This window comes from Rhizobacter sp. (genome assembly GCF_031412075.1).
In the GTDB taxonomy this organism is placed as follows: domain Bacteria; phylum Pseudomonadota; class Gammaproteobacteria; order Burkholderiales; family Burkholderiaceae_C; genus Rhizobacter.
Genome location: NZ_JANOCG010000145.1, coordinates 1 through 11,514 on the forward strand (window position 1 = coordinate 1; position 11,514 = coordinate 11,514).

The following is an 11,514-nucleotide window of genomic DNA, read 5'->3' on the forward strand; positions in this document are numbered from 1 at the left end:
GACCAGGTCGAGTCGCCGATCAAGCTGCAGGCCCGCGTGGCCCTCACCTCGCCCCCCGTGCAAGGCGACCTCAGCGGCAGCACGCAGCTCACGCTGGCCCTGGCCGACAAGGGTGTGCGCTTGCGCGACATGCAGCTCGCCTGGAAAGGCAACGCCCCTGGCGCACAGGCCGTGAACGCCAACTTGCGCGGCGCGCTGGCCTTTGACGGCAACAAGGGCACGCTGCAGGCCGACAAGGTGGAGCTGGCCGGCGACGCCACCATCGGCACGCTCAATCTCGCCAAGTCGACCCTCGCGCTGGAGCGTTTTGCCTACGACCCGGAGAACAAGGCGCTGATGCTGTCGAAGCTGCGCATCAAGCTGGGCGGCACCTCCAGCGGCCAGCCGCTGAGCTTGAACCTCGACTGGCCCGAACTCTCGGTCAAGGGCGAGTCGCTCACCGGCAGTGCGTTGAGTGGGCAGGTCAGCCTGCAAGGGCCGACCACGGTGGAGGCGAGTTTCAAGACCGCCGCGCCGAGTGGCAGCTTCGAGCGCATCGTGGTGCCGAATGTGGAGAGCACGCTGAAGGGCCGCAGCGGCCCGCGGCAGATCGCCGGCAGCGTGCGCGCCACCTTGTTGTTGCAGCTAGAAAAAGGCGCCGTCGCCCTCGACGGGCTGGACACCCAGCTGCAATTGCAGGAACCGTCGTTGCAACCGCTCAACATCAGCATCCAGGGCAAGGCCGACGCCTCGGCACAGGCCGCGCACTGGGCGCTCAAGGGCCAGATCAACACCAACCCGTTTGCGAGCGAAGGCAGTGCCATCCTTGCGACCACACCGCTCACGCTCAACGTGGCGGCGCGCTTCGACTCGCTCGACCTGAATCGCCTGCTGCCGCCCACGGCGGCTTCGACCTCGACCTCGGCCTCGGCGCCGGTGTCGGCCCCACCTGCCGCCGACGCACCGGTCGATCTCTCGCCTTTGCGTTCGCTGCAAGGCAAGTTCGACGTGCGCGTGGGCCAGTTCGCCTACCAGACCTACCGCGTGAGCGACGCGGTGTTCCTCGCCACGCTCGAAGGCGGCATGCTGCGGGTGAGCCAGTTTTCCGGCAAGACCTGGGGCGGCAGTGTGAGCGCCACCGCCTTTGCCGACGCACGCGCCAGCCGCGTGGCGGTGAACGCCACCGCCAACAACGTCAACGTGAATGCGCTGCTGCAAGACATGGCCAAAAAAGACGTGCTCGAAGGCACCGGCAAGGTCACGCTCGACGTCGAGAGCGCGGGCCGCAGCACCAACGAACTGAAGTCGCGCTTGCAGGGCAAGGCGGCATTGCAGCTGCGCGACGGCGCCATCAAGGGCGTGAACCTCGCCAAGAGCCTGCGCCAGGCCAAGGCCACGCTGGGCATGAAGCAAGCCGACGAGCGGCAGAAAGCGCGCCAGACGGAAAAGACCGACTTCTCCGAGCTGACCGCCAGCTTCAACATCGCCAACGGCGTGGCACGCAGCAACGACCTCGACGCCAAGAGCCCCTTCTTCCGCCTGGGCGGCGACGGCGCGCTCGACATCGGCAAGGGTGTCATCGACTACACCGCGCGTGCCACCGTCACCTCCACCACCAAGGGGCAAGACGGCGCCGATCTCGCGGCCTTGAAGGGCCTGACGATCCCGGTGCACCTGAACGGCCCCTTTGAGGCCATGGACTGGCGCATCGAGTGGTCGGCCATCGCCGCGCAGGCGATCAAGACCGAAGTGGGCGCGCAGGTGAAGGACAAGCTCAGAGAAAAACTCGGCTTGCCCAGCGCTGCAAGTGCCGCCAGCGGCAGCAGCGATTCCGCTGCCATGAAAGACGCCGCCCGCGACAAGCTGAAAGAAAAACTCAAAGGGATCTTCAAGTGAGTGATGACAAGCTGAGCGTGACGGTGACGGCCTTGAACGTCTATCCATTGAAAAGCTGCGCCGGAGTCGGCGTGTCGGAGGCCCTGCTGATCGAAACCGGCCTCGAGTTCGACCGCGCGTGGATGGTGGTCGATGCACAAGGCGAGTTCGTCACCCAGCGCGAGCTGCCGCGCATGGCGCTGATCCAGCCCACGCTCAAGCACACCGAGGTGGTGTTGCGCGCACCCGGCATGCTGGCCCTGCACCTGGTCATCGACGGCGTTGAAGGCCCGGTGCGGGTGAGGGTGTGGGGCGACGAAGTGGCCGCCTATGACATGGGCGACCTGGCGGCGCAGTGGTTCAGCGACTTTCTCGGCCAGCCCTTGCGACTGGTGCGCTTCGACCCCGAACAAAAGCGGCTGTCGAACAAGAAGTGGACCGGCGACATCGAGGCCGAAAACGCCTTCAGCGATGGCTTCCCGATCCTGGTGATTTCCGAAGCCTCGCTCGCCGAGCTGAACCAGCGTTTGAAAGAGCCGGTGACGATGGCGCGCTTTCGGCCCAACCTCGTGCTCTCGGGGCTGGACGCCCATGGTGAAGACCACCTCGATGAGATCCGCTTCGACACGCCCGAGGGCCCGGTGCGGCTCAGGCTGGTCAAACCCTGCGCGCGCTGCCCCATTCCCAACATCGACCCGCTCACCGCCGAGCCGGGCAACGAACCGGGCGACACGATGAGCACCTACCGCGCCAGCGCGCTGCTCGACGGCGCCATCACCTTTGGCATGAACGCGGTGATCGTCGAAGGCATCGACTGCGGCCTGCGCGTGGGCCAGGTCGGCAACGCCAGCTACAAGTTCGACTGATGCAACGATTGCCCGCTTGGCAACTCTTTGCCATCTGCGTGCTCACGTGGAGCACCACTTGGCATGCCATCACCTACCAGATCGGCGTGGCCTCGCCCGAGTTCGGTGTGGCCATGCGCTTCGGCCTGGCCGGGTTGTGCGTGCTGGCCTGGTGCGCGTGGCGCGGCGAACGGCTGAGGCTGCCTTGGCGCGACCACGCCTGGCTCGCATTGCAGGGTGTGTTTCTCTACGGCGTGTCGTACATCTGCGTCTACCACGCAGAGCGCCACCTGCCTTCGGGTCTGGTGGCAGTGGGTTACTCGGCCTCGCCGCTGGTGGCGGGCATCGGCGCGCTGTGGCTCTTCAACACCACATTGAGCGCACGCTTTGTCGCCGGTGGCCTGCTGGGCCTGGCGGGTGTGGCGCTGATCTTCTGGCCCGAGTTCGGCAAGGCACCTGAAGGCCAGGCAACGGCGCTGGGTGCGCTTTTCACCGTGGGCTCGGTGCTGCTCTCCACCGTGGGCAGCCTGGTGGCCAGCCGCAACCGCGAGCGTGGCTTGCCGATGTGGACCAGCCTCGGCTACGGCATGCTCTACGGCGCTGCCATCTGCATGGCGGTGGTGCTGGCCAGCGGGCAAAGCGTGGTGTGGCCCACCGCTGTGTCGTGGTGGGTGGCGCTCGTGTACCTGGCACTCGCCGGCTCGGTGCTCACCTTCGCGTGTTACCTCACCCTGCTCGACCGCATCGGCGCCGGGCCGGCCGGCACCATCGGCGTGATGACGCCGCTCTTGGCGCTGGTGGTCTCGATGCTGTTCGAGAACTACCGGCCCGATGCGCTGGCCGGGGTCGGCGTGCTGCTCGCGGTGGCGGGCAATGTGCTGATGCTCCGGCGCGCCGCGCCCGCACCGACCATCAAGCCCGCGGTGGCAGCGGAATGAACTCGGTCTCGCCGGGCACGCGCTCGAAGCGCTGAGCCGCCCAATCGTCACCGGCCTGCAGGATGCGCTCCTTGCGGCTGGAGACGAAGTTCCACCACATGAAGCGGTGACCCAGCGGCTCGCCGCCGATCAACATGACACGCGCGCCCTGCTCGGCCCGAAGCGCGGGCTCATGGCCGTCGGGCAGCAGCACCATCACCCCCGCGGGCACCGGCTCGCCGTCGAGCGTGAAACCGTGGTCGATGCTGTACAGCGCACGCTCTCGTGCTGCGTTTGGCACCACCAGGTTGCCACCGGCAGGCAGCGACATGTCGATGTAGAGCGTGGGCGACAAGGTGGGCACCGGCGAGCCCAGGCCGAAGGCACTGCCGATCAGCACACGCACCGCCACACCCTGCACCACCGCCGACGGAATGGCGCTGGCGGGCGTGTGCGAAAAGCTCGGTGCGTCTTCTTCGTGCGCCGCCGGCAGCGCCGCCCACAGCTGCAGGCCGTGGCTGCGGCGGGTGGTCGAGCGCAGGTCATCGGGGGTGCGCTCGGAATGCACGATGCCGCGCCCGGCTGTCATCCAGTTGACGGCGCCGGGCTCGATGCGCTGGGTCACGCCGGTGCTGTCGCGGTGCATCATCGCGCCCTCGAACAGGTAGGTCACCGTCGCCAGGCCAATGTGCGGGTGGGGGCGCACATCGTGGTTGTCGCTCGGCTGGGCGGTGATGGGCCCGAAGTGGTCGAAGAACAAAAAAGGCCCGACCGCCTGGCGTTGTGCCGACGGCAGAAGGCGGCGCACGGTGAACCCGCCGCCAAGATTTTTGCTGTGGGGGGTGAGGGTCAGCAGGGTCATAGGGGGTCCGCAGCGAAGGTCTGCCCGGGATAATAGGCCGCGAGCTTCGCACGCCCTGGACCCCATGCCCACCGAACCGAAGACAGCGCCCGACCCGTTTGTGGCGCCAGCGACCGTCCCCAAGATCACCCTGGTCGCGCGCAGCACGGCCCTGTGGTTGTTCGTGCTCGTCGTTGCCAGTGTGGCGCTGGTGTGGTGGACCGAAGCGGCGCTGGGCCAGATCAGCCACTCCGACCGCTTCGCCTACCCGTTGCTGATGGCCTGGTTCGGCGGGCTGGCCGCCCTGGTGTGGCGCCGGCCACGCTACCTGGTGCTGGCCCAGGGTCTGGGCACGCTGGGCTTGAGCCTGTATTTTGTGGCCAGCGTGAGCTATATGCTGCTGGTGGCCGAGTCGTTCACCGTCTACAGCGCGGCCTCGCTGGCCTATTGGCTGGTCGGCGCGCACCTGCTGATTTACGTCACCTGGCCCCTGTGGCGAGCGCTCTGCCTGAGCCTGGCGCTGACCGTGCTGACCGTGCTGCCGGCGATCGTGGTCAACCTGCGGGGCACGGCATCACCGGAGTGGTCGCAGACCCTGTGGCCGCTCTACATCAATGGCCTTTTCGCCCAGTTGTTCTTGATTGGCGCGCTGTTCGGCATCACGCGCCAGCTCAGAAAGTTGGCGGTGTTGACGCCCGCCATCGACAGCCACTTCGACGCCCCCCACAGCCAACCGCTCACGGTCGACGACCTGGTGACGCGCCGCATGCGCGACCTGGAGTCGGCACGCGACCACGCCGAGCAGGCCTCGCAGGCCAAGTCGCGCTTCCTGGCCGTGATGAGCCACGAGCTGCGCACACCTTTGCACGGCGTGCTGGGTGCGGCCGACCTGCTGCGCGACCCGACCCTGGCCGAGCCCAACCGGCGCGAGCTGGTCGAGACGGTGCGCCGCGGCGGCACCCACCTGCTGCACCTGATCAACGACGTGCTCGACCTCTCACGCATCGAGGCCGGCCGGCTCGAGCTGCTCGACCAGCCCTTCGAGCTGCGCGCCTGCCTGGCGCAGGTGATGGAGACGGTGCAACCACAGGCCGACGCCAAATCGCTGGATTGCCGGCTGACCGTCGAAGACGGCGTGCCCGCCTGGCTGCGCGGCGACGAGTTCCGCCTGAAGCAGGTGCTGATCAACCTGCTGGGCAATGCCGTCAAGTTCACCGACCGCGGCCACGTGGGCCTGGCGCTGCGCTACGAGCCGGCCTTGCGCCAGCTGCACCTGCACATCGAAGACACCGGCATTGGCATCGAGCGCTCGCACCAGGCGCTCGTGTTCGACGCCTTTCACCAGGCCGACGGTGGCGAAACCCGCCGCCACTCCGGCAGTGGCCTGGGTCTGGCGATCACGCGCCAGCTCGTCACGCTGATGCGCGGCAGCCTGGCCCTGCAGAGCGAGCCCGGCGTCGGCACGCGGGTCACGCTGCGCCTGCCGTTGGCGGCCAGCGACCCGCCCTCCCACCCCACCCTCGTCAACTCGGCCCTGGCCACGCTGAGCGGCGGCCTGGCCGGCATGCGTGTGCTGCTGGTCGACGACGACGCTGTCAACACCATGATCGCCTCGCAGATGCTCGAAACGGCCGACGTCCAGGTGCTCACCGCCACCTCAGGCGTCGATGCCCTGAACCAGCTGACCCGCGGCGGCTTCGACCTGGTGCTGATGGATTGGCGCATGCCGGATATGGACGGCCTGGAGGCCACCCGCCGCCTGCGCGCGGGCGAAGCCGGCGAACAGGCGCGCCACCTGCCGGTGGTGGGTTTCACCGCCAACGCCTACGCCGAAGACCGCGCCGCCTGCCTGGCCGCCGGCATGGACGAGGTGCTGGTCAAGCCGGTGGGCCGCGTGCGCCTGCTGCAGACCGTGCAGCAGGTGCTGGAGGCGCATGCGTCTGCCCCGGGGGCGGGCCACTAGAATCACCACCCCGCTCGCGCCCAGCGCGGCCCCCACTTCGCCCTACCCCACCATGAGCCTCAAATGCGGCATCGTGGGCCTGCCCAACGTCGGCAAGTCCACCCTCTTCAACGCGCTGACCAAAGCGGGCATTGCGGCGGAGAACTACCCCTTCTGCACCATCGAGCCCAACGTGGGCGTGGTCGAGCTGCCCGACCCGCGGCTGGCCCAGCTGTCGGCCATCGTCAAGCCCGAGCGCATCGTGCCGGCGATTGTCGAATTCGTTGACATTGCCGGGCTGGTGGCGGGTGCCTCCAAGGGCGAAGGCCTGGGCAACCAGTTCCTCGCCCACATCCGCGAGACCGACGCCATCGTCAACGTGGTGCGCTGCTTCGAAGACGAGAACGTGATCCACGTGGCCGGCAAGGTCGACCCGATCTCCGACATCGAGGTGATCCAGACCGAACTCTGCCTGGCCGACCTCGGCACCGTCGAGAAAGCCGTGCACCGCGCAAACAAGCTCGGCCGTGCGGGCGACAAAGAAGCCATCAAACTCACCGCGGTGCTGGTGAAGGTGCAGGCCGGGCTCGACGAAGCCAAGCCGGTGCGCTCGCTCGGCCTGAGCAAGGACGAGCTGCTGCTGATCAAGCCGCTGTGCCTGATCACCGCCAAGCCGGCCATGTTTGTCGGCAACGTCGATGAACACGGCTTCGAGAACAACCCCTTCCTCGACAAGCTGCGTGCCTACGCCGAGGTCCAGAGGGCACCGGTGGTGGCCATTTGCGCCAAGACCGAGGCCGAGATGTCAGAGATGAGCGATGAAGACAAGGAGATCTTCCTCGCCGACATGGGCCAGACCGAGCCGGGCCTGAACCGCCTGATCCGCAGCGCCTTCAAGCTGCTGGGCCTGCAAACCTACTTCACCGCCGGCGTGAAGGAAGAGCGCGCCTGGACCATCCACATCGGCGACACCGCCCCGCAGGCGGCCGGCGTGATCCACACCGACTTCGAGCGTGGCTTCATCCGCGCGCAGACCATCGCGTTCGACGACTTCATCACCCTCAAGGGCGAACAAGGCGCCAAGGACCACGGCAAGATGCGCGCCGAAGGCAAGGAGTACGTGGTGAAAGATGGCGACGTGCTGAACTTCTTGTTCAACGTCTGACAGCCAGCGGGTGTTAGGCTTGGATGGCCGCCCCGGGTCGCCAGGGCTTTCGCGATATCACGCGCTCCCCACCACGCCATTCGACACCTGATGACGTCTGCCGCGCCCTTCCGCCAAACACCCCACTGGGCGCTTGCGCTCCTGGGCACCACGTTGGCATACGCGCTGGCCGGCTGGGTGTCGATGTGGCTGGCCATTCCCTCGGGTTATGCCGCCCCGCTTTACCCACCCGCCGGCATTGCGCTGGCCTGCGTGCTGACATTCGGTTGGCGCATGCTGCCTGGCGTCGCCGTTGGCGCGGTCGCGGTCAACGTGTTGCTCGCTTTCAACAATCACGCGTCTCCCAACTTTCAAAACGCGGTGCTGCTGCCGACCGCCGTGGCCACAGGCGCCGTCTTGCAGGCCACTGCGGGTGCGTGGCTGGTACGGCGTTTCAGCAGCCACCCGCTGACCCTGAGCGAGCCGCGCGACATCGCCGTGTTCTTTGGCCTCGGCGCCCTCGCCTCTTGCCTGATCAGCGCCAGCGTCGGCACCGCCGCGCTCTACTTCCTGGCGCAGCAGCCGCTCGAAACCTTGTGGTTCACCTGGTGCGTCTGGGCTTCGGGCGACACCCTGGGCGTGCTGATCGCAGCGCCGATGGTGCTGACCCTCATCGGCCGGCCCCGCAGCGACTGGGCCTCGCGCCGATTGACGGTCGGGTTGACGCTCGTGGTGGCCACTGTCTTGATGGCGCTCGGGGTCAAGCAGGTGGGCCGCTGGGGTGAAACACGCGTGTTGGCGGCCTTCGAGCGAGACGCGTTGAATGCGTCGTCCAGCCTCACGGCGCAGCTCGAATTTCCATTGCACGCGCTCGAGGCGCTGCGCGGCGCCTTCCTGGCTTCGGAAGACGTCACCTCCGACGAAATGCGGCGTGCGACTGCCGCCTGGTTGGTGCCCGGCAACCACCTGCAAGCCATGGGCTGGTCCGAGTTCATCCGGCGTGCCGACGCACCGGCCTATGAAGCCCGGGTGCGCGCGGTCGAAGCCTCGGCCTTCCGTGTGTTCGACCGCACCGACTCCAACTTCCAGCCCCAGCCCGACGACCTGCTCGCCGTGATGCGCTACATCGAGCCGAAGCAGGGCAATGCTTCGGCACTCGGCGTGAATGCACGCTCCGTCGCCGAGGCACGTGCTGCCATCGACGCTGCCGTGCGCACCGGTTCACCCGCCGCCACCGCGGGTTTTCGGGCCACCCAGGAACTCGGCGACAAGACGGTGGTGGTGATCTACCAGGCCTTGTACCGCGGCAACCCCACCACCGCCAGCGAGCGCCTTGCCGATGCGCGGGGTGTGACCTTCGTGACGCTTCGCATGGACGCCGCCTTGAGCGCCTTTCGCACCAGCCTGCCGCACTACCTCAACCTGTGCATCGTCGACACCGAGCCTTCGGCCGCGCGTCGCCGACTGGCCGGCGAGCCCGGTTGTGAGACTGCCCAGCCCGGCCTGCTGCACGTGCGCCCGCTGGCCTTTGCCGGGCGGCAATGGGATCTGCGTGTCACCGCCTCACGTGCCCAATTGCCCGAAGCAGGTGAGCGCAACGCCTTGCTGTTTTCGCTCGTCGGGCTGCTCGCCACCGCCATGCTCGGTGCATTGCTGCTCACCGTGACCGGCCGCACGCGCCGCATCGAAGCGGCAGTCAAAGACCGCACCGCGGCGCTGCAACGCGAGATCGCCGAGCGCGAGCGCACCGAGGCCAGCTTGCGCGAGAGCGAACAACGCTTTCGCAACATCCTCAACAACGTGCCCATCGGCGTGGTCTACACCGACCTGCACGGCAACGTGAAACAGGTCAACCCACGCTTTTGCGAGCTCACGGGCTATGCGGCCGACGAGCTGATGGGCATGAACGTGGCCACGCTCAACCACCCTGACGACCGGGTGCAGGACTTCGAGCTCTCGGGCCAGCTGGTGCGCGGCGAGATCCCGATGTACCGACGGCAGGGCCGCTACCTCACCCGCGACAGCCGCATGGTGTGGGTGCAGTCCATCGTGACCATGCTGCGCGACGTGCAGGGCGCCCCGCACCGCATCGTCGGCGTGGTCGAAGACATCACCGAACACCTGCGCCTGGCCGAGGCCGAGCGCGCCCGCGAGATCGCCGAAGCGGCCAACCTGGCCAAGAGCGAGTTCCTCTCGCGCATGAGCCACGAACTGCGCACGCCGCTCAACGCCATGCTGGGCTTTGCGCAGCTGCTGGAGCTGGACCAGAACAACCCGCTGCCTGCCGCACAGCGGCCCTGGGTGGCGCAGATCCAGGGCGCGGGCTGGCACTTGCTGGACATGATCAACGACGTGCTCGACCTGTCGCGCATCGAGTCGGGCACGCTCAACCTGCAGCCCGACCGGCTCGACCTGCGCGAGGTCATCGCCGCCGCGCTGCCGCTGGTGGAACAAGACGCGAACCGGCGCCGCATCACCGTCAGCCAGAACGTGCCTGACGAGATGGCGCGTGTGGTGGGCGATACCACCCGCGTGAAGCAGATCCTGATCAACCTGCTGAGCAATGCCGTCAAGTACAACAGCGACGGAGGCCGCATCCACATCGCCACCCGCATCAGCCACCGCGACAGCATCGAGCTGACTGTCACCGACACCGGCCTGGGCATGACACCCACTCAACTGGCGCAGCTGTTCCAACCCTTCAACCGCCTGGGCCGTGAACGCTCGGCGCTCGAAGGCACGGGCATCGGGCTGGTCATCAGCCAGCGCCTGGCTGAGCAGATGGGCGGCGCGCTGCGCGCCCGCAGCACCGCCGGCGAAGGCTCGTCTTTCATCTTGACTTTGCCGCGCGCCGAACACCCGAATACGGCTGCCGCCGACCTGGAAGACACCCAGTCCACCTCCAGCGACTATCACCAGCGGGTGGTGCATTACGTCGAAGACAACGAAACCAACGTGGAGGTGATGCGAGGGATCTTGTCGCGCCGGCCGCAGGTGCGCTTTGATGTGTCGATCACCGGCCTGGACGGACTGGCCGCCATCCGCGCCCACCGGCCCGACCTGATCCTGCTCGACATGCACCTGCCCGACATCGACGGCCTGGAGCTGCTCCGCCACCTGAAGGCCGACAGCAGCACCGCCGACATCCCGGTGGTGGTGGTTTCGGCCGATGCCCTGGCCGCACAGATCGCCTCCGCCATGAAGGCGGGCGCCTCGCAGTACCTCACCAAGCCGGTGAGCGTGTCGGAGTTGCTGTCGGTTGTCGACTCGCTGCTCGACGAGGCTGAAACGCGGTTTGGCTGATCTCTGGATATTGCGTGAGAGTATTTGCTCACTTGTTGACAGCCTTAGAGGGCCCATCAGCACTCTCAATCGTCGAGTGCTAATATGAGGGAACCGAAAGGAGTTCCAAGATGTCTGATGTGGCTATGAACATGTCATCTGCTTCTGCTTTGACCGTCCGTGACCCGTTTGCCGTCGTGCCCTCGCTGGGCAACCTCGACGCCTACATCTCGGCGGTGAACCGCATCCCCCTGCTCACGCACGAGGAAGAGGTGTCGTTTGCCAAGCGCCTGCGCGAGCACGGCGACGTCGAATCGGCCGGGAAGATGGTGCTCTCGCACCTGCGCCTGGTGGTGTCGATCTCGCGCCAGTATCTCGGCTATGGCCTGCCCCACGGCGACCTGATCCAGGAAGGCAACGTCGGCCTGATGAAGGCCGTGAAGCGATTCGACCCCGACCAGGGCGTGCGCCTCGTCAGCTACGCCATGCACTGGATCAAGGCAGAGATTCACGAGTACATCTTGAAGAACTGGCGCATGGTCAAGGTCGCCACCACCAAGGCGCAGCGCAAGCTGTTCTTCAACCTGCGCTCGATGAAGCAGAGCCTGAAGGAAGACTCGGCCGACGAAAACACGCACCGCAGCACGCTGACGCAGGGCGAGGTCGACACTGTCGCCCGCAAGCTGAAC

At 67.0% G+C, this 11,514-nt stretch carries 8 protein-coding genes; 7 read left to right on the plus strand and 1 reads right to left on the minus strand.

Annotated features, from left to right (window positions below; genetic code table 11):
• The 3 genes from RMO40_RS05280 to RMO40_RS05290 all read left to right on the plus strand — a co-directional run.
• On the plus strand, positions 1–1,875 hold a 1,875-nt coding region (locus tag RMO40_RS05280), incomplete at its 5' end, for an AsmA family protein (RefSeq protein ID WP_309717316.1).
• On the plus strand, positions 1,872–2,720 hold the full coding sequence (locus RMO40_RS05285; protein ID WP_309717319.1) for an MOSC N-terminal beta barrel domain-containing protein: 849 nt from the start codon (positions 1,872–1,874) through the stop codon (positions 2,718–2,720). The genes RMO40_RS05280 and RMO40_RS05285, both read left to right, overlap by 4 nt.
• Positions 2,720–3,637 (plus strand): EamA family transporter, encoded by a 918-nt coding sequence (locus tag RMO40_RS05290; protein ID WP_309717321.1) that lies wholly within the window; start codon positions 2,720–2,722, stop codon positions 3,635–3,637. Before RMO40_RS05285 ends, RMO40_RS05290 begins: the two co-directional genes overlap by 1 nt.
• On the opposite strand, the gene RMO40_RS05295 is transcribed toward RMO40_RS05290, so the two are convergent.
• The gene (locus RMO40_RS05295) at positions 3,612–4,478 is read right to left on the minus strand and encodes a pirin family protein (protein ID WP_309717324.1); all 867 of its coding nucleotides are present in this window, start codon (positions 4,476–4,478) and stop codon (positions 3,612–3,614) included. The two genes, RMO40_RS05290 and RMO40_RS05295, sit on opposite strands and share 26 nt — an antisense overlap.
• Before the next feature lie 64 nt (positions 4,479–4,542).
• Here RMO40_RS05295 and RMO40_RS05300 point away from each other — a divergent pair, with 64 nt between their 5' ends.
• The 4 genes from RMO40_RS05300 to RMO40_RS05315 all read left to right on the plus strand — a co-directional run.
• On the plus strand, positions 4,543–6,420 hold the full coding sequence (locus RMO40_RS05300) for an ATP-binding protein (protein WP_309717327.1): 1,878 nt from the start codon (positions 4,543–4,545) through the stop codon (positions 6,418–6,420).
• Between the two features lie 52 nt (positions 6,421–6,472).
• A complete protein-coding gene (gene ychF / locus RMO40_RS05305; protein WP_309717329.1) occupies positions 6,473–7,564 on the plus strand; it encodes a redox-regulated ATPase YchF in 1,092 nt (363 codons plus the stop codon).
• A 90-nt stretch (positions 7,565–7,654) separates the two neighbouring features.
• Positions 7,655–10,846, plus strand: coding sequence for a CHASE domain-containing protein (locus RMO40_RS05310; protein WP_309717333.1), 3,192 nt, complete (start codon positions 7,655–7,657; stop codon positions 10,844–10,846).
• Positions 10,847–10,971: 125 nt separating this feature from the next.
• Positions 10,972–11,514, plus strand: a 543-nt coding sequence (locus RMO40_RS05315) for an RNA polymerase factor sigma-32 (RefSeq protein WP_309717335.1), incomplete at its 3' end; no start/stop codon positions are given.

Excerpts from the sequence above, each read along its gene's own strand:
- RMO40_RS05290 (WP_309717321.1), top strand. The coding sequence starts at position 2,720 with ATGCAACGATTGCCCGCTTGGCAACTCTTTGCCATCTGCGTGCTCACG.
- RMO40_RS05295 (WP_309717324.1), bottom strand. The coding sequence starts at position 4,478 with ATGACCCTGCTGACCCTCACCCCCCACAGCAAAAATCTTGGCGGCGGG.
- RMO40_RS05300 (WP_309717327.1), top strand. The coding sequence starts at position 4,543 with ATGCCCACCGAACCGAAGACAGCGCCCGACCCGTTTGTGGCGCCAGCG.
- ychF (WP_309717329.1), top strand. The coding sequence starts at position 6,473 with ATGAGCCTCAAATGCGGCATCGTGGGCCTGCCCAACGTCGGCAAGTCC.
- RMO40_RS05310 (WP_309717333.1), top strand. The coding sequence starts at position 7,655 with ATGACGTCTGCCGCGCCCTTCCGCCAAACACCCCACTGGGCGCTTGCG.